17 protein-coding genes are annotated in these 18,452 nt (G+C 63.3%); 10 read left to right on the forward strand and 7 right to left on the reverse strand.

The window, feature by feature from the left end:
- Window positions 1-18: 18 nt before the first annotated feature.
- From AC0L2K_RS22240 to AC0L2K_RS22250, 3 genes are all read right to left on the reverse strand, one after another.
- Window positions 19-801: an ATP-binding cassette domain-containing protein gene (locus AC0L2K_RS22240; protein ID WP_473532331.1), complete on the reverse strand. Its 783-nt coding sequence runs from the start codon at window positions 799-801 to the stop codon at window positions 19-21.
- Window positions 794-3,049, reverse strand: a complete 2,256-nt coding sequence (locus AC0L2K_RS22245; protein WP_473532332.1) for an ABC transporter permease — start codon at window positions 3,047-3,049, stop codon at window positions 794-796. The genes AC0L2K_RS22240 and AC0L2K_RS22245 overlap by 8 nt, the downstream gene beginning before the upstream one ends.
- Before the next feature lie 83 nt (window positions 3,050-3,132).
- A complete protein-coding gene (locus tag AC0L2K_RS22250; protein ID WP_128182840.1) occupies window positions 3,133-4,215 on the reverse strand; it encodes a substrate-binding domain-containing protein in 1,083 nt (360 codons plus the stop codon).
- 246 nt (window positions 4,216-4,461) lie between these two features.
- On the opposite strand from AC0L2K_RS22250, the gene AC0L2K_RS22255 reads away from it, so the two are divergent.
- A complete protein-coding gene (locus AC0L2K_RS22255) occupies window positions 4,462-5,865 on the forward strand; it encodes a selenium-binding protein SBP56-related protein (protein WP_128176814.1) in 1,404 nt (467 codons plus the stop codon).
- Window positions 5,866-6,531, forward strand: coding sequence for a hypothetical protein (locus tag AC0L2K_RS22260; protein ID WP_031256579.1), 666 nt, complete (start codon window positions 5,866-5,868; stop codon window positions 6,529-6,531).
- Here the strand turns inward: AC0L2K_RS22260 and AC0L2K_RS22265 are convergent.
- The gene (locus AC0L2K_RS22265) at window positions 6,528-6,956 is read right to left on the reverse strand and encodes a L,D-transpeptidase (RefSeq protein ID WP_023802989.1); all 429 of its coding nucleotides are present in this window, start codon (window positions 6,954-6,956) and stop codon (window positions 6,528-6,530) included. The two genes, AC0L2K_RS22260 and AC0L2K_RS22265, sit on opposite strands and share 4 nt — an antisense overlap.
- Before the next feature lie 229 nt (window positions 6,957-7,185).
- Here AC0L2K_RS22265 and AC0L2K_RS22270 point away from each other — a divergent pair, with 229 nt between their 5' ends.
- From AC0L2K_RS22270 to AC0L2K_RS22290, 5 genes are all read left to right on the forward strand, one after another.
- The gene (locus AC0L2K_RS22270) at window positions 7,186-8,466 is read left to right on the forward strand and encodes an acetylornithine deacetylase/succinyl-diaminopimelate desuccinylase family protein (protein ID WP_473532333.1); all 1,281 of its coding nucleotides are present in this window, start codon (window positions 7,186-7,188) and stop codon (window positions 8,464-8,466) included.
- Window positions 8,467-8,596: 130 nt separating this feature from the next.
- Entirely contained in the window at window positions 8,597-10,075 is a 1,479-nt protein-coding gene (locus AC0L2K_RS22275) for an ABC transporter substrate-binding protein (RefSeq protein ID WP_473532334.1), read from the forward strand.
- Between the two features lie 262 nt (window positions 10,076-10,337).
- Window positions 10,338-11,285 carry an ABC transporter permease gene (locus AC0L2K_RS22280; RefSeq protein ID WP_128176797.1) on the forward strand — a complete coding sequence of 316 codons (948 nt, stop codon included), beginning with the start codon at window positions 10,338-10,340 and terminating at the stop codon, window positions 11,283-11,285.
- Window positions 11,282-12,151, forward strand: coding sequence for an ABC transporter permease (locus AC0L2K_RS22285; RefSeq protein WP_128166841.1), 870 nt, complete (start codon window positions 11,282-11,284; stop codon window positions 12,149-12,151). Before AC0L2K_RS22280 ends, AC0L2K_RS22285 begins: the two co-directional genes overlap by 4 nt.
- Entirely contained in the window at window positions 12,148-13,788 is a 1,641-nt protein-coding gene (locus AC0L2K_RS22290; RefSeq protein ID WP_473532335.1) for an ABC transporter ATP-binding protein, read from the forward strand. Before AC0L2K_RS22285 ends, AC0L2K_RS22290 begins: the two co-directional genes overlap by 4 nt.
- A 22-nt stretch (window positions 13,789-13,810) precedes the next feature.
- Here AC0L2K_RS22290 and AC0L2K_RS22295 read toward each other — a convergent pair whose 3' ends face one another.
- Complete coding sequence (locus AC0L2K_RS22295) at window positions 13,811-14,242, reverse strand: TerB family tellurite resistance protein (RefSeq protein WP_023802995.1); 432 nt, start codon at window positions 14,240-14,242, stop codon at window positions 13,811-13,813.
- 414 nt (window positions 14,243-14,656) lie between these two features.
- Between AC0L2K_RS22295 and AC0L2K_RS22300 the strand changes: the two genes are divergently transcribed.
- The 3 genes from AC0L2K_RS22300 to AC0L2K_RS22310 all read left to right on the forward strand — a co-directional run bounded on the left by AC0L2K_RS22300 (window position 14,657) and on the right by AC0L2K_RS22310 (window position 16,267).
- Window positions 14,657-14,827 (forward strand): hypothetical protein, encoded by a 171-nt coding sequence (locus AC0L2K_RS22300; protein ID WP_023798964.1) that lies wholly within the window; start codon window positions 14,657-14,659, stop codon window positions 14,825-14,827.
- 99 nt (window positions 14,828-14,926) lie between these two features.
- The gene (locus tag AC0L2K_RS22305) at window positions 14,927-15,760 is read left to right on the forward strand and encodes a helix-turn-helix domain-containing protein (RefSeq protein ID WP_128166845.1); all 834 of its coding nucleotides are present in this window, start codon (window positions 14,927-14,929) and stop codon (window positions 15,758-15,760) included.
- A gap of 84 nt (window positions 15,761-15,844) precedes the next feature.
- A complete protein-coding gene (locus AC0L2K_RS22310; protein ID WP_473532336.1) occupies window positions 15,845-16,267 on the forward strand; it encodes a VOC family protein in 423 nt (140 codons plus the stop codon).
- Here AC0L2K_RS22310 and AC0L2K_RS22315 read toward each other — a convergent pair.
- Both AC0L2K_RS22315 and AC0L2K_RS22320 read right to left on the reverse strand, forming a co-directional pair.
- Window positions 16,264-17,736, reverse strand: a complete 1,473-nt coding sequence (locus AC0L2K_RS22315) for a cobyric acid synthase (protein WP_473532337.1) — start codon at window positions 17,734-17,736, stop codon at window positions 16,264-16,266. The two genes, AC0L2K_RS22310 and AC0L2K_RS22315, sit on opposite strands and share 4 nt — an antisense overlap.
- Window positions 17,736-18,350: a dimethylsulfonioproprionate lyase family protein gene (locus AC0L2K_RS22320; protein ID WP_473532338.1), complete on the reverse strand. Its 615-nt coding sequence runs from the start codon at window positions 18,348-18,350 to the stop codon at window positions 17,736-17,738. Before AC0L2K_RS22320 ends, AC0L2K_RS22315 begins: the two co-directional genes overlap by 1 nt.
- Window positions 18,351-18,452 lie beyond the last annotated feature (102 nt).

Below are 18,452 nucleotides of genomic sequence, written 5' to 3' on the forward strand. Positions count from 1 at the left end.
TGCGACGCCAGGACTCGGTCAAAGCATTGCCTCATCGGCCGTAAGTGCATGCTCTCGCGTGCCGGAGACGATGATCTCCAGGACCTCATGCTCGTCGGTGTTTTTGATGTAGCGATCGCCCACGTTCTCGCCGCGCTTAAGCACCATCACGCGGTCGCCCACAGCGAAGATGTCAACGAGGCGGTGGGAGATGATGATCTGGGCAACGCCCTGCTTTTTCAGTTCCAGCATGGTTTCGAGCAACCGCTCGGTCGCCATCACCGAGAGATTGGCGGTCGGCTCGTCGAGTATCACCACGCGCGGCTGAAAGGAGATAGCGCGGGCAATAGCCACCGATTGCTGGCGGCCGCCCGAAAGGCTCTCGACCTTTTGATAGACGGAGTTCACGTCGACCTTGAGCCGCTTCAGCACACTGTCGGCTTCCGCGTACATTTTCCGCCGATTGACGAAAAGGCCCCTGCGCGGCCAACGGCCAAGAAAGATATTCTGACCGACATCCATATTCCCGCAAAGAGCGAAATCCTGGTAGATCATCTCGATGCCGGCGTCGCGGCTTTCGTGCGGGCTCTTGAAGTGCACCGGCTGCCCGGCGACGAAGATCTCGCCGCCCGAGTCGCGCTGGTAGGCGCCGGTCAGGATCTTCATCAGCGTCGACTTGCCGGCCGAGTTGTCGCCGACGAGGCCCAGGATCTCGCCTGGATAGAGCACGAGGTCGACGTTGCGGAGCGCCTGCACCGCACCGAAGGCTTTTTCGATGCCCCGCATTTCTACGATCGGTGCGGGCCTGGTCGCGTCACGCATGGGTGGTTTCCGCCGTTCTTGTGCGCCGCGCGAGGCGCGCCCGCAGGCGGCCGAAGATGTTGGCCTGGCGCACCCAGATGTCGATCAGCACCGCCACGATCAGGATGCCACCGATGAAGACGTTGATCCAGTGCTGCGGCATGGTAAAGCCTTGGACGTTGAGCTGCAGCAGCGCCCGGATCAGGGTGATCACCGCCGCCCCGGCGAGCGCCCCGATCACGGTGCCGTAGCCGCCGAAGATCGAACCGCCGCCGATGATCACCGAAGCGATGGCGTCGAGCTCGCGGAACTGGCCGGCTACCGGGTTGAAGCTGCGGAAGTAGGCGACGTTGATGATCCCGGCCATTGTCGCGCAGAGCGCCGCCAGCATGAGCGCGAGGAACCGCACCCGGTTGGTGTTGATCCCGGCATAAGCGGCGGCGCGAATGTTGCCGCCGGTCGCATAGACCTTCTGCCCGAACGGCATGTAGGCGAGCACGACGCCGGCAATAAGGGCGACCAACAGCATCCAGATGGTCTGGACGCTCACCACCTCGGCGATCGAGCGCAGCAGCCCGTCCGGCAGCGAGATGCGGTAGTGCAGCAGGATGTCATTCACCTTGCGGCCAAGCAGGTTGTAGCCCTCGGGCCAGCCGGTGAGCTGCTGCCCGGCGACGAACCAGGCGGCGAGGCCCCGGGCGATGTAGAACATGCCGAGCGTGGCGATGAAGGCCGGCAGCTTCAAGCCGACGGTGACGATCGCGTTGACGAGGCCGGCGCACATGCCCGCCAGCAGGCCCATCGCCACGGCGGTCACGGGGTCGGCGCCGAGGACCTTGAGGAAATAGGCGGCTGTGCTGCCGGCGAGGGCAAGCACCGCCCCGACGGAGAGGTCGATATCGCCGGCGGCGATGACGTAGGTGAGCCCGATGGTGATCAGCGCAAGCTCGGTGTAGTTGAGCAAGATAGCGAAGCTGTTGGATAGGTTCCACCAGTAGTCCGGCCGGAGCGCGAGGCCGGTCAGCCACAGGAGCGCGGTCAGGATGACGGCGAGCGCGTCGCGCCGGGCGAGGAACTTGCCGAACCCGGTGGCCGACAGCGCCATGTCGGTCGCCATCGCGCCCTTGGTCTGCACCCCCTCGATCGCAATGCCGCCGATCTCGTAGGCCGGTGGCGGCGGCCGGCCGCGGAGCCAGGCCCAGAGGCGCCCTGCCACCTGGCGGCGGATGAGATAGGGCTCGATGAGCACCGCGATGACGAGCAGCAGCCCGAGGAACACCGGCACCGCGCCGACCGGCAGCGAGAAAACGGCGTTGACCGTGATCTCCTCGTCGCCGATCTTGATGGTGCGCGTGATCGGCCAGCCCTCGCGCAATACCTTGTCGAGCAGCACCACCAGCAGGGCGCCAAGGCAGGATCCGGCGACCCGGCCGCGGCCGCCGAGGATCGAGGCGCCGCCGATGATCACGGCGGCAATGACGGTCAGCTCACCGCTGACGCCGTAGAGCGGCGTCACGCCCTTGTCCTGCGCAGCTGACATCAAGCCGGCCAGCGCCGCGCAGAGCGAGGAGATCAGGAAGGCTCGGATGCGCACCCAGTTGGTCGGGATGCCGGCATAGGACGCCGCCTGCTCGTTGCCGCCGGTGGCGAAGGTCTCGTAGCCCCAGCGCGTCTTGGCAAGCACATAGGCGCCGATCACGGCGACAACGAGGAAGATCACGATCTGGTTGTTGAAGCCGAGGAGGTTGGTCTCGCCGAGGTGAAAAAAACCCGGATAGCCGGTCGCCTTGGCAGGGTAGTAGATCGCCTGGCCGTGAGTGAGCGCCAGCACGAAGCCGCGGCCGATGAAGAGGACGGTCAGCGTGGCGATGAACGCCGGCACCTTCAGGATGGTGACGAGCACGCCGTTGATCAGCCCGATCAGCGTGCCGAGCAGCAGGCAGAGGATCGCCGACGTGACGACGCCGAGGTCAAGGAAGTTCGGCGCGAACAGCCTGGCAAAGACGACGGCGACTAGGCCGTAAGTTGAACCGACCGAAAGATCGAGGTCCTTGTTGACGATGACGAAGGTCACTCCGACCGCGATGATGGCAACCCGCGAGGTGTCGCGGAGCAGCGAGTGAAACGCTCCTGTTGAGCCGAAGAACGCGGGATTGACGAGAGCGCCGCCGAGATAGAGCAGCAAAAGCAAGGCAACGAGCCCCACCTCCCAGCCGCCGACAATCTGGGACGGCGCACGGCCGAGCGATGTGGTCGCGGTAAGCGCCATGGTCTCTTCTGGTCGATTTCCTGCTGCCGCATTGCGGGAGAGCCTGCGCTCTCCCGCAATGATTTCAGACGTTCCGAGTGGACTCAGTTCTCGAAGCGCTTGCCGACATCCTCGACGGTCTCCTTCGTCACCAGTTGGGCGCGTGTGTCGAGGTTGGCCGCCGCGATGCCGCGGTCGATCTCCAGATAGAGCTGCATGACCGGCCAGAAGCCCTGCAAGAAGGGCTGCTGCCCCAGCGCGCCGGTCAGATCGCCGCTCTTCATCGCGTCCTGCTGGGCCGGGCCGAGGTCGAAACCGTAGGCGCAGATCTTGCCGGTCATTCCGGTCTGAGCGACGGCCTTGGCAAGCGCCGGCGTGAACACGTTGTTGCCGGCGAACGCGCCTACGACATCGCCGCGCGATTCGAACAGCGTCACGATGCCGTTCACCGGGTCATTCGGATTGGTGTCTATGCCGGTGTTCTCCGGACCCGCGTCGACCTTGAAGGCATCAAGCTTGCCGGCATCCTTCAGGCCCTTGACGATGGCGTTGAAAGCCGAAGTGACGCGGTTGTTCACCTCGATGTTGCCCATTGCGGTCGACGACGGCAGGACGATCGAACCCTTCTCTATACCCTTGTCCGCGAGGCACTTGACGAGCGCCTCGCCGGCGATTGCGGCAGCGGAGGCGTCCTGGCCGGTGTGGCCGATGCCGCTGCGGTTGAGGATCGTGCCGTCAAAGGAATTGGTCGTAGCGACCGGTATGCCCTTCGCCTCGGCGGCCTTGACGATGTCGTTGTAGGCGCCGACCTGGGGCGTTGTCATGATCAGCCCGTCGATCGTCGGATCCTGCACGATCTGGTTCAGGATTTCGATCTCGCGGGCAGGGTCGTCAGTCGGCGATTCCGAGCCGAGCAGCAGGACCTTGGCGCCGATCAGGTTGCCGGCGACGGTCGCGCCGACGTAGACCGGATCGAAGAAGCCATTGCCGGCAGTGTGTGTCACGATAGCGAATGTGAGGTGACCATCGGCCGAATGGAAGTCCTTGGTACCGGGGGCCTCCTTTGCGGCTTCTTCGAAGCTGTAGCCGCCGACCGCCTTGTCGACGCCGCCCGATTGTGCGTAGGCGTTCGATACGCCGAGCGATAACGCCGCGGCACATGCCGCGAGCGAGAAAATACGTTTCATGATTATCCTCCCTTGCAACCAACGGTCGGAAGCCGTTCGGGCGCATTTATTCAGGATTCCGAATGCTCCCTCCCACCCCGTATATTCTGCCCAAAGTCTGCCCACGTAAATAGTGCTAGCGCGACGCGGTGTCAGACAGACGAGGAGACTTGGTGTATTGTGATCCCTACCTGGGCCGCATTTCAAAAGGGAGCGACACGGAGAGCACCAAAAAATGTTTCACAAACGCGTAGGGAGGATACCGCGATGAATCTGCGACCAGACCCCACATTCTATCCGTCACCTAGGCTGGCTATGGAAGGGCCGCCGGAAACTCTGGCCTACACGTTGATGCTTAGCCCGGACTTCTCGCAACCCGACGGTTTGGCTGTGGTGAATGTCGATCCAAATTCGCCGGATTTCGGCAAGATCGTCCACACCGTGATCATGCCAAATAAGGGCGATGAGTTTCATCACTTCGGCTGGAATGCGTGTTCTTCGGCGCTATCACCACTGACTGGCCACGCCTTTTTGGAGCGTCGTTATCTGATCATTCCGGGCATTCGTTCGTCGCGCATCTACATAATTGATGTGAAGGGCGGGCCGACAGCCGCCAAGATTCACAAGATCATCGAACCCGCAGAAGTCTTTGCCAAGACGGGCTATTCCCGCCCGCATACGATCCACTGCGGACCCGAGGGCATTTATGTCTCGACCCTCGGCGGCGGCGGCAAGGACGGTACCGACGGTCCTCCGGGCATTTTCATCATGGATTGCCAGACCTTCGATGTCATTGGCCGCTATGAGATAGATCGTGGCGCCCAGGACAAGCACTACGATTTCTGGTGGAACCTGCCGCGCGACTACATGGTCAGTTCCGAATGGGCCCTGCCGCCGCAGTTCGAAAACGGCATCGTCCCTGAGGATCTACTGTCCAACAAGTACGGCCACCGCATGCATTTCTGGGATCTGCGTGCGCGTAAGAACATTCAGACGATCGATCTGGGCGCCAATCACCAAATGGCGCTTGAAATCCGCCCGGCGCATGATCCAGTCCAGCAATACGGCTTCTGCGGCGTTGTAGTCGATACCACCAATCTCGAAGGCTCGATCTGGACTTGGTGGCGCGACGCGGATGGCAAGTTCCAGGCCAAGAAGACGGCGGTCATCCCGCCTCAACCGGCCAATGCCGACGATCTGCCGGATCTTTTGAAGGGTTTCTCGGCGGTGCCCCCGCTGGTCACCGACATCGACCTCAGCCTCGACGACAAATATCTCTATGTGGCTTGTTGGGGTACGGGTGAAATGCATCAATACGATGTCAGCGACCCGATGAAGCCGGTTCTGGCGGGCAAGGTCGAACTGGGTGGGATCGTCAAGAAGACCAAGCACCCCTGTGGCAAGGTCTTCGGCTATGGGCCACAGATGGTCGAGATTAGCCGCGACGGCAAGCGTGTCTATTGGACCAATTCGCTCTATTCGACCTGGGACGATCAGTTCTATCCCGGTGAGCGCGGCGGGGCGATGGTGAAGGCCGATGTTGGCGCCAATGGTGGCCTGACGCTCGACACCAACTTCTTCGTCGAGTTCCCCAAAGGCTATCGAACGCACCAGATCCGACTTGAAGGCGGCGACTGCTCTACCGACAGTTTCTGCTACCCATCGGCCTAGGTGTCGCCCGAACTCCTTTCGACCACAGCCGGCCTCTGGTTTGCTGTGGTCGCCAGCGGGATTTACCATGGCGTAAACCCGGGTATGGGCTGGCCGCTTGCTGTTTCGGCCGCCCTGATGGAACGGCGAGCCTATGCGCTGCCGGGCGCACTTCTGGCGCTGGCGTTCGGGCATCTTGTCGCCATGACGGTGGTCCTCTTGCCCTTCGCGCTGATGACCATGCTGGTTGATTGGCAAACCGAGATCCGCGTTGGCGCAGGTCTAATTGTCGTCGCGCTCGGAGTCTGGCTGCTCTTCAACCGGCGGCATCCTAGATTTCTGGCGCGCGTGCCGCCGTCGCGACTGGCGCTCTGGTCCTTTCTCGTCGCCGTCGCGCATGGCGCCGGCCTGATGCTGGTGCCGATCTACCTCGGCCTGTGCGGCGTCGTTGAAACGGATGCCGGGCACCGTGCCGCGACCGCCCTCATTGCACGAACTGCAGCGCTCTCGATCGGCGTGGCAGCGGTCCACACCGGCGCGATGATCACTGCGGGCGGCGCTTTGGCCTTCGGCGTCTATCGGTGGCTGGGATTAAGGTTTCTTTCGAAAAGCTGGTTTGATCTAGATGTGATCTGGGCGCTAAGTCTAGTTCTGGTCGGGGCGATCGGCGTGTTTTCCGCGCTCTAGTTGGTCACCACGATCCGCGTGTTGCGGAAGCCGGCTTGCCGCACCATCGAATAGAAGGCGGCGGCATTGGACGGGTGCAGTCGCACGCAGCCATGCGACGCTGGGCGCCCGAGAGATTTTACTGCGCCGGTGCCATGGATGGCATAGCCGCCGCGGTAGAACACCGAATGAGGCATCGGCGACATGTCGTATTTGCGCGAATACCACATCCGTGCCGTTCGTTGCGGCCGGTAGCTGCCGCGCGGCGTGATATAGCCTTTGCGCGCCGTGGATACGCGCCATCGGTAGACCGCCCGGCCGTATCTTACAGTCATCGTCTGCGATGACACATCGATCCTTGCAACCAGCTTGGCTGCCCAGCCCTCGACCGAAGAACCGAACAGCATCGTTGCCAGTGCCGCTGCCATGAGAACGGTCTTTTTCATGCGATCAAACCCCTTTGATTGCCCTTGCCTGCCTGCCTTCACGCTATTCTTCATCCTTTAATCGCAAGTGAATGAGGTAACCACACACCTCTGACGAATTCACCAATCCAAAGCAGCGAATTTGAACGATTTCCCGCGATAGTTGCCGTGGCGACATGTAACCACATAACTAGGGCGCGACCCGCCAACAGGCTTGCCAAAACGCACCGTTGGCTGCTCAATTCGTCGAATGAAAGAACTCCTGCTGAAAGCGGTCGATGATCGGGTCGACGACCTGGTCGCGCTGACCGCGGACCTGATCCGCTTTCCGACTATCAACCCGCCCGGCGAGGCCTATCGGCCATGCGCCGAATACGTCGGATCGCGGCTGAAAAAGCGCGGTTTCGAAGTCGAATTCATCCGCGCCGAAGGCACGCCCGGCGACACCGACCGCTACCCGCGCGTCAACGTCGTCGCCCGCTTCGATGGCCGCTCGCCCGGCGCCTGCGTGCATTTCAACTCGCATATCGACGTGGTCGAAGCCGGCGACGGCTGGAGCCTCGATCCCTTCGCCGGCATCGTCAGGGATGGCAAGGTCTATGGCCGCGGCGCCTGCGACATGAAGGGCGGCCTGGCCTCCTCGATCATCGCCGCCGAAGCCTTCATGGAGGTGTTCCCCGACTTTCCCGGCGCCATCGAGATTTCGGGCACGGTCGACGAGGAGTCCGGCGGCTTCGGCGGCGTCGCCCATCTGGCCAGGCTCGGCTATTTCTCCACGCCGAAGGTCGACCACGTCATCATCCCCGAGCCGTTGAACAAGGATCGCATCTGCCTTGGCCATCGCGGCGTCTGGTGGGCGGAGATCGAGACCAAGGGCGAGATCGCGCACGGCTCGATGCCGTTCCTCGGCGACAATGCGGTGCGCCATATGGGCGCCGTGCTAAGGGCTTTCGAGGACGAGCTGTTCCCGGCGCTCGACCGCAAGGTCACGCGCATGCCGGTCGTGCCCGACGGGGCAAAGCGCTCGACCATGAACATCAACTCGATCCATGGCGGCCAGACCGAGGATTTCCGGCCCAGCCTGCCCTCGCCCAATGTCCCCGATTCCTGCCGGCTGACCATCGACCGCCGCTTCCTGCTCGAAGAGGACCTTGGCACGGTCAAGAGCGAGGTGAGCGATATCCTCGACCGGCTGAAGCGCGAGCGCAAGAAATTCGACTACGAGATCCGCGATCTCATGGAGGTGCTGCCGCTGATGACCGAGCGCGATGCGCCGGTGGTCAAGGCGGTGGCGCAGGGCATCATGGAGATATTCGACCGCGAGCCCGACTACGTGATCTCGCCCGGCACCTACGACCAGAAGCACATTGCCCGCATCGGCCACATCTACGACTGCATCGCCTATGGCCCGGGCATTCTCGACCTCGCCCACAGGCCCGACGAATGGGTGGGGATATCAGACATGGTCGAATCGGCCAAGGTGATGGCGATCGGGCTCAACGTGCTGCTGAGGGGCGCGGGCGCTCGGTAGCCGGTGATGGGCGGAAAAACATTCCTGCCGGCGCCGCCGGAAAGCACGAAACGCAATTTACTCCTTGGTGAAATCACGCTTCTATCCACCGGGTTTCGAGCATGTTTTTGAACATATCGGGAGTTGCACGATGATATTGTGGAAAACCATTCTCACCGCTGCGGCCCTGGTGCTGGCCAACGGCGCTTCGGCGCTTGCCACGCGGATCGATCTGGTCATCGGCATCACGCTCGAACCTCCGCATCTCGATCCGACCGCAGGTGCTGCGGCGGCGATCGACGAGGTGCTTTACGCCAATGTGTTCGAGGGGCTGACCCGCATCGGCCCGGACGGCGAGGTGCTGCCGGCTCTCGCCGAAAGCTGGACCGTTTCCGACGACGGCAAGGTCTACACCTTCAAGCTGCATAGCGGTGTGAAATTCCATGACGGCACCGACTTCAATGCCGACGACGTCATATTCTCGCTCGATCGCGCCCGTGCCGACAACTCCGTCAACGCACAAAAGGGCCTGTTCGCCGCCATCGATACGGTCGAAATGGTCGATCCGGCGACGGTCAGGATCACGCTGAAGAACCCGCAAAGTTCGTTCCTCTACAATATGGGCTGGGGCGACGCGGTCATCGTCGCGCCGGAGACAGCCGACACCAACAAGGAAACGCCTGTCGGCACCGGCCCGTTCAAGTTCCAGACCTGGGCCAAGGGCTCGTCAATCACGCTGATCAAGTCCGACGCCTACTGGGGTGCCCCGGTGTCCCTCGACAAGGCCGAGTTCCGCATCGTCACGGATGCCGCAGCCGCCGTTCCGGCGCTGCTTTCCGGCGATGTTCAGGCCTTCCCGTTCTTCGATCCCGACAGCGTCGCCCAGATCCAGGGCGACCCGCGCTTCAAGGTGGTGATCGGCGCGACCGAGGGTGAGACCATCCTTTCGATGAACAACAAGAAGCCGCCTTTCGACCGGCTGCAGGTCAGGCAGGCGATTTCGTTTGCGCTCGACCGCAAGGCGATCATCGACGGCGCCTCGGCCGGCCTTGGCGTGCCGATCGGCTCGCACATGTCGCCCGCCAACAAGGTCTATGTCGACCTCACCGGTCTCTATCCGCACAATGTCGAGAAGGCCAGGGAACTGCTGAAGGAAGCCGGCCTGGAGAACGGCTTCAAGGCGACGCTGAAACTGCCGCCACCCCCCTATGCGCGACTTGGCGGCGAGATCATCGCGTCGCAGCTTCGCGACGTCGGAATCGATCTGCAGATCGTGCCGGTGGAATGGGCGCAGTGGCTGGACCAGGTCTTCACCAAGAAGGACTACGACCTGACCATCGTTTCCCACACCGAGCCCAACGACATCGATATCTATTCGCGCAAGGATTATTACTTCAACTACGACAACCCGACCTTCGACAAGATCATCGCCGATCTGAACCTCACCTCCGATGAGGCCAAGCGCATGACGCTGCTCGGCGAGGCGCAGAAGATACTGGCCGACGATGCCGTGGTCGGCTTCCTCTACGAACTGCCGAAAGTCGGCGTCTGGGACGCCAAGCTCGAGGGTTTTTGGGCAAATGCGCCGATCCAGGCCAATGATTTGACCAAGGTGAAGTGGACGGAGTGAGGGGCTGCTGGCCAAAGGGGCGAAGCTTGCAGCCGGTGGCACTCCCCTCTGTCCTGCCGAGATGCCTGGCCCGAGCCGCAGGGCAATCGCTTCAGTTCTGCGCTGCCGGCATTAACAATTGGCCGGTCGAGCGCTATCTTTTGTCTGTAGCAACTGTCCTGCCGAGGCCCGTGGCTCGGACCGGCGCGTCCGGCAGGACAGACGGGGACGTGAAAGAGCACTGTCGCCCGATCTTTGCAGGCAGCGCTGCGGTCCTCCCCTCATGACCGCCTATCTCCTCAAGCGTCTTGCCATCGCCCTCATCACGCTGGTCCTGGCCTCGATGGTGGTCTTCGCCGTGCTGGAAATCATTCCCGGCGACCCGGCGCGGCTGATGCTGGGCATGAACGCCAGCGCCGACCAGGTCGAGTTGCTGCGCAACCAGATGGGCCTCAACGCGCCGCTTGCCGCGCGCTATCTGCACTGGGCCGGCGGCTTGCTGAGCCTCGATTTCGGTCGTTCCTACACCTATTCGGTGCCGGTCATCGACCTGGTCCGCGAGCGCATCGTGGTCTCGCTGCCGCTGGCCCTGATCGCGCTGGCGCTGTCCACCATCATCGCCATTCCGGTCGGGCTGTTTTCCGCCGGCCGGCACGGGCGGGCCGGCGACACGATCGCGATGGGCGCCGCCCAGCTTGGTGTTGCCGTGCCGAACTTCTGGTTTGCGCTGATGCTGATCTACCTGTTTGCCGTCTGGCTGCGGCTGGTGCCGGCCGGCGGCTTTCCGGGATGGAGCGCCGGCGTCTGGCCGGCGCTGAAATCGCTGGTCCTGCCGGCGATCGCGCTCGCTCTGCCGCAGGCGGCGATCCTCGCCCGCGTCACCCGCTCGGCGCTGATCGAAGTGCTGAACGAGGACTATATCCGCACTGCCCGCGCCAAGGGTCTGCCCTATCGCGCGGTGCTGTGGCGGCACGCGCTGCGCAACGCAATGATCCCGGTGCTGACCATTCTCGGCCTGCAGTTCGCCTTCCTGCTCGCCGGCACCATCATCATCGAGAACGTCTTTTATCTCCCCGGCCTCGGCCGGCTGGTGTTCCAGGCGATCACCCAGCGCGACCTGATCGTCGTCGAAAGCGTCGTCATGCTGCTGGTCGCCGCCGTCATCGCCGTCAACCTGCTTGTCGATCTCTCCTATGCGGTCGTCGATCCGCGGCTGAGAAGCCGCCAATGACGCTGCGCTTCGACATCCCGGAGGAAAATTTTGCCGACATCCTCGTCAAGGCTTTCACCAACCGCTCGTTCCTCACCGGCTTCGTCATCACTGCACTTGTGGCGGCGGTCGCCATCGTCTCGTTCTTCTGGACGCCTTTTGACGTCACCAGGCTGATCATCGCCGACAAGACCCAGGCACCCTCGCCGGCGCACTGGTTCGGCACCGATCATTTCGGCCGTGACATTTTTTCCATGATCATGGTCGGGGCCCGCAATTCGATCGCCGTGGCGCTGGTGGCGGTCGGTATCGGCATGGGCGTTGGCGTGCCGCTCGGCGCCCTTGCCGCGGCGCGCGGCGGCGTCGTCGACGAGGCGGTGATGCGGCTGAACGATCTCGTCTTCGCCTTCCCTGCCCTGCTGTCGGCGATCATGATCACCGCCATCTTCGGCCCGGGCGCGCTCAACGCCATCATCGCCATCGGCATTTTCAACATCCCGGTCTTCGCCCGCGTCGCCCGGGCCGGCGCGCTGGCGATCTGGCCGCGCGAATTCATCCTCGCCGCGCGTGCCGCCGGAAAAGGCAAAGCACTGATCACCATCGAACACGTGCTGCCCAACATCGTTACTTTGCTCCTGGTACAAGGCACCATTCAGTTCGCGCTCGGCATCCTGGCTGAAGCCGGGCTTTCCTATGTCGGGCTCGGCACACAGCCGCCGATGCCGAGCTGGGGGCGGATGCTGTTCGACGCCCAGACGCGCATGGGGATGGCGCCGTGGATGGCGATCTTTCCAGGCATGGCGATCGTCGTCACCGTGCTTGGACTGAACCTGCTCGGCGACGGTATTGCCGACATCCTCGACCCAAAATCGCGGCGGCAGCGATGAGCCTGCTCGAAATCGAGAAATTGTCGCTGACGATCGGCGACACGCCGATCCTGAGGGATGTCGAGCTCGCCGTCGCGCCCGGCGAGGTGATGGGGCTGGTCGGCGAATCCGGCTCGGGCAAGTCGATCGCGGCATTGACGGTGATGCGGCTTCTGCCCTGGGCGGCGCGCGCCAGCGGGCGCGTCGTCTTCGACGGCATCGACATCCTCGCGGCCAGCGAAGACCAGATGTGCGCGCTGCGCGGCGATGATATCGGCATGGTTTTCCAGGAGCCGATGACGGCGCTGAACCCGGTCAAGACGATTGGCGAGCAGGTTGCCGAAGGCATACGCTGGCACACCAGGGCAAGCCGCGCCGACGCCGAGGACCGCGCCCGAAAAATGCTCGACCGGGTCGGCCTGCCCTCAGCGCAATTTCCGCTGTCGCGCTATCCGCACGAGCTTTCCGGCGGCCAGCGCCAGCGTGTCGTCATCGCCATTGCCTGCGCGCTGAAACCAAAACTGCTGATCGCCGACGAGCCGACGACGGCGCTCGACGTCGTGCTGCAGGCGCAGATCCTCGACCTGTTGCGCGACCTGGTCGCAGAAAACCGCATGGGCCTGCTGTTGATCTCGCATGACCTAGCGGTGGTGACCGAAATGGCGGAGCGCATCACCATCCTGCGCCACGGCGAAGTGATGGAGGCCGGCGACACGGCGCGCACCCTGTCCGAGCAGCTTCATCCCTACACAAGACAACTGGCGCAGGCCTCGATGCATGTGCCGGCGCGTGCCAGGACAAACGAGGTCGGCCAAGACAACCCCATGCTCCAGGCCAAACCTCTTCTTCAGGTAGAAAGCGTGACGCGGGACTATCCGGGACGGCGCAAATCGCTGCTGAAGCGCGCGGTTCCGACCCGCGCCGTCGACGATGTCTCGTTCTCGATCGATCCTGGGCAGTCTGTGGCGCTGGTCGGGCGTTCCGGTTGCGGCAAGTCCACGCTTGCCCGCATGGTCCTGGCGCTGGACGGGCCGACATCGGGAACGATCCGGTTTCGCGGCGAAGTCATCACCGACAAGAGCGAGGCGGAGCTCAAGCCGGCGCGCCGCGACATGCAGGTGGTGTTCCAGGACCCATACGGCTCCTTCGATCCGCGCCAGAAGGTGGAAAAACTGGTCGCCGAGCCACTGAATGTCCTGGAGAAAAGGCCGACGAATGCAGAGCGGCGCGAGATGGTGGCAAAGGCCTTGCACGAGGTCGGCCTCGGTCCACGCGACATGGACAAATATCCGCACGAATTTTCAGGCGGCCAGCGCCAGCGCCTGTCGATCGCCCGCGCCATCATCACCCGCCCCAAACTGGTCGTCGCCGACGAGCCGGTCTCGGCGCTCGACGTCTCGATCCGCGCCCAGATTCTCGACCTGTTCGCCGAGCTCAACCAGAAGCTCGGCGTTGCCTATCTGTTCATCACCCACGATCTGACCGTTGCCCGCGCCATTACCGACCAGGTGATGATCATGCATGCCGGCAAGATCGTCGAGCGCGGCAGGACGAGCGACGTTCTCGACCATCCGCAGTCCGAAGCCGCCAAGGCGCTGGTCGCTGCGGCCCCGGACCTGCACCGCGCGATTGCCCGGCGGTTACAGGAACAGGGGTGAACAGCCGACCGTCGGGAGAGGCTTACTCTTCGGCCTTCACCACATCGGCCGGGCTGATGTCGAGCAAGTCGAGGGTGCGGCGCAAGAGCTGCATCTCTGTCCCGGCAAGTTGCGAATCGGCCTTGGCGATCTCGGCCATATGGCGGGCAAGCAGGCTGCGCCTCTCGACGTCGAGGTCACGGAACTGCGCGATGGCTTGCGAGCCGTTGGTCTCGTAGCCGAACTCGTTGAGATATTCGATGACGCTGTCGATGCTGGCTTCCGGAATGCCGAAGGCTTCCCGGCAGATGCGCCTGAAGGCGGCCATTTCACTCTCGTTGACCGTGCCGTCGGCCAAAATCATGCGAAACAGCATCAGCAGTTCCGCCGACAGCACCGGATCGTCCGCGACCTTGCGCACGCCGGGGTCGCCGTCGAAGATCGAGCGTATCTGCTCCAGCAATGCGAATGCCATCAGAGACCCCTTTCCGATTCGTTGCAAATAGGTAGCGCGGAATCGGCCTTGCGCAAATGGTCGGCTGTGGTTCGACAGGGCAATCGCTTTCAGGTTTTGAATTCGGCTCCTCGCCCTTTTCCGGCCATTGGCGCTGCCCCTCACCTGCCTGCCGGCATCCTCTCCCCGTATAGTGACGGGGAGAGGGGCGCTCCCATCGAAGGTTTCGCCAATCACCAGCGTTGCAGAATGTTCACCGAGGTCGCCACCGCCCTCTTCTCCCCGTTCCTAAACGGGGAGAAGTGCCCGGCAGGGCGATGAGGGGCGGCGCCAAGATCGACAGTTGGTGGTCGCCGCCGCTGCGCACGCTGATTGGTGTGTGAACGGGGCGCCTGATAGGATGCGGTTGTACGAATCATGTCGGAGGAGCCACACATGAATCTCAGTGCGCCTACGCAGCTTATTTTCATCATATCCCTTGTTATCGCCATCATCGGTCTTCTCGCCGCTCTCGGCGTTTTTGCGTTCATTCCCCTGGCCGCGGTGTGGATCGTCCTCATCGCTTATGTCGTGCTTGCCGGCGGCTGCCTGGTTCGCGGCGCTTAAGCCTCAGATCTCTCAGGCAACTCGGAGCGCCCGGCCACAAGCCGGGCACTTTTGATTCTGAGGGTTGGTCTGCTACCATCCGCGGGCGGAGGAAAGCTCATGTCTGCCCAGAGCGAAGACGGCAGCAACCAGCACAGTCCTGGCCTCGACCGGTTCGAGATGGTTCGGCGTGCGCCTGGCCCTAGGCTCCAGGGTTCAGTCACCGACATCTGCGGCTACCGCGAAACCATGCCCGGCCGTTTCCGCAACGTCGAATACGCATCGCTGACCGTGCCGCTGGTCATCAGCTTTGCCGAACCCTTCGCCATCGGGCTCGGCAAGGAGCCGGGCGACAACGACCGCTTCGCCAGTTTCGCCGCCGGCCTCTATGCCGGTCCGGTGGTGATCGAATCCCGCGGCGGCGCCTGCTGCATCCAGGTCAATTTCACCCCGCTCGGCGCCCGTCGCTTCTTCGGCCTTGCGATGAGCGAACTGACCGACCGCATGGTCGGCCTCGACGATGTGCTCGGGATCGAAGGCATCGCGCTGCGCGAAAGACTTGGCAATGCGCACGGCTGGAGCGCACGTTTTGCCATCGTCGAGACGTTCGTCGCCGCGCGGCTGACCGACGCCCGCGAAATGCAGGCCGAAATCGCCTGGGCCTATGACCGGATCATCGTCTCGGGTGGCCGCATTCGCGTCGCATCGCTCGCCGACAGGCTGGGCTGGAGCCGCAAGCATCTCGCGGGAAAATTCTCCAACGCGATCGGCGTCGGCCCCAAGACGCTGTCGCGCATCGTCCGCTTCAACCGGGCGCTCGGCCTGTCAAGGCAGGGCAAATCCGATTGGGCTGATATCGCCGCCGATTGCGGCTATGCCGACCAGGCGCATCTGGTACGAGAATTCCGCGACCTTGCCGGCGAAACGCCGACGGCGCTGGCCGCCCAGGCATAGAGGCGCCGGTAACATTTCTTCAAGACGTGGGAAAAGCCTTCGCCCAGACTGGATTATCGTCCAATCCAATTGAAGGAAATCGTCATGACCATGTCAGTCGAACCGCCCAGGCTCTATCCGACCTTGCGCTACCGCAACGCCGCGAAAATGATCGACTGGCTGGGTGAAGCCTTCGGCTTTGCCGTTCATGCCCGCTACGGCGAAGGCGACATCGTCCAACACGCCGAACTGACTTTCGGCTCCTCGATGATCATGCTGGGCACCGCACGCGACGACAAGTTTGGCCAGATGATCGGCGCACCGGGCCCCGGTGGCGGCAGTTCGATCTATGTTGCCGTCGACGATGCCGATGCCGCTTATGCCAGAGCCAAGAAGGCCGGCGCCGAAATACTGGAAGAGCTCACCGACCGCGACTATGGCAGCCGCGAGTTCATCTGCCGCGATCCGGAAGGCAATGTCTGGTCGTTCGGCACCTATTGGCCAAAGGCCGGTGAGCCCGCCAGCTAACGCGCCAGACCAAAGATAGCGTCGCAGTCGAGGTGGGTTTCCAGTTCGGCTGCGACCTCGTCCAATGCCCGTTCGACCTCGGCGCGATAATCGATGCCGCCGCCTTTGACGCCGAGATTTTCCAGGAATTTCGCCCGAAAAGCGTCGGCGGAAAACAGCCCGTGCAGATAGCTGCCCGACACCTTGCCGTCGGCGGAGACGGCGCCGTCATCGGCGCCGTTGATGACGGTGGACGGCCGCAGCGTGTCTGGACCGGTGGTGCGGCCGAGATGGATCTCGTAGCCCTCGAGCGGCAGGTCGAACTGGACCGAGCGCGCGCTGACATTGCGCACCGTCTTTTCCGGTTGCATCACCGTTTCGACGTCGAGCAGGCCGAGCCCCTCGGTCTCGGTGGCGCTGCCCTCGATGCCGTCGGGATCGCGCACGACACGGCCGAGCATCTGGAAGCCGCCGCAGATGCCGACGACGTGGCCGCCGCGCTTGCGGTGGGCGACAAGGTCGCGGTCCCAGCCATTCTCGCGGAATCTTAGCAGATCGCCGATCGTCGACTTCGAGCCGGGAATGATCACCAGCCCAGCGTCGTCCGGCAAATGCTGGCCGGGCGGCACGAAGACGACCTCGACCTGCGGCTCGGCCTTGAGCGGGTCGAGGTCGTCGAAATTGGCGATGCGCGAAAGCATCGGCACGGCCACCTTCAGCGCGCGCTTCTCGCCGGACGCCAGTCGTTCGAGCACAACCGAATCTTCCGAGGGCAGCCGCGCCGCCGCCTTCAGCCACGGCACGACGCCAAAACAGCGCCAGGCGGTGAAGCTCTCGATCGCCTTGATGCCGTCATCGAACAGCGAGACATCGCCGCGGAACTTGTTGATGAGATAGCCGACGATCATTCGCCGGTCGTCTTCCGGCAGGATCAGATGGGTGCCGGCGACCGAGGCGATGACGCCGCCGCGGTCGATGTCGCCGACCAGGATCACCGGCACGTTGGCGCGCGTCGCAAAGCCCATATTGGCGATGTCGCGGCTCCTGAGATTGATCTCGGCCGGCGAGCCGGCGCCTTCGACGATGACGAGGTCGGCACCCTCGGCGACCTTGGCCCAGGATTCCAGCACGGCATCCATCAGCCGGGCTTTCAGCGCCTGGTAGTCGCGCGCCCGCGCCTCGCCGAACACCTTACCCTGCACCACCACTTGGGCGCCGATATCGGTCTGCGGCTTGAGCAGCACCGGGTTCATATGGACGGTGGGCGCAACGCCACAGGCGATCGCCTGCAGCCATTGGGCGCGGCCGATCTCGCCGCCGCGTCTGTCGCCCGGTATATTGGCGACGGCGGCGTTGTTCGACATGTTCTGCGGCTTGAACGGCCGCACCTTCAGCCCACGCTTTTTCGCCACGCGGCAGAGGCCCGCGACCAGCACCGTCTTGCCGACATCGGAGCCTGTGCCCTGCAGCATGATCGCCTTGGCCGCCATTAATTCCTGCCCTGTGAAACGCTGCCGGTGATCGTGGATTTCGCGGCCAGTGGTCCGCCGCGCCAGATGTAGAGCGCCAGCAGAGGCTCCTTGCCGGTGCGCATGGCATGGCTGACATCAGAGGCATGGTGGATCACCTCACCCGCCTCTCGCTTGCGAAAGTCGTCTTCGTCCATGCGCCATTCGGTGCCGCCGGTCAGCGGAATGTAGATCTCCTCGGCGACATGATGGTGGTCGGGATAGACGATTTCAGGTCCGAGGATCAGCAAGCCGGCCGCGGCCTCGTCGTTGACGAAATGGCCGCGCATGCCGAAGACCTCCAGCCAGCCGTACTTGTCGATGAATGTCTTGCCGAGATCCGCCTCGCTGTAGGTCTGCCCCCAGCGCAGCTCGCCGCGACGCTCCGCAAGCAGCCGCGCCAACGGCTGGGCGTTGGCCGGAGCGAGCTCGACGATGCGGTCGAGCTGGCGCAGGCAGGCAAGCGGACGCGGCTCGAGCGGACGCGCCGGCATGGCCCAGCCGATCCGGGCCACCGCATCGCGCACCAGCGCATCATCGAATGTTTCGAGCGTGGCGTGGAACCGTTCAAGCAGCTCATCGAAATTTGTCGTCACGCCCTGCTCCAGACACGCATTCTCATACAGCCGCCCCCAGATGGTGGAATGGAGATGGTCGGCTTGCGCGGCGGCATCATTGGTCTAGATTGAACCGCGCGC

Source organism: Mesorhizobium sp. WSM4817 (assembly GCF_055811135.1).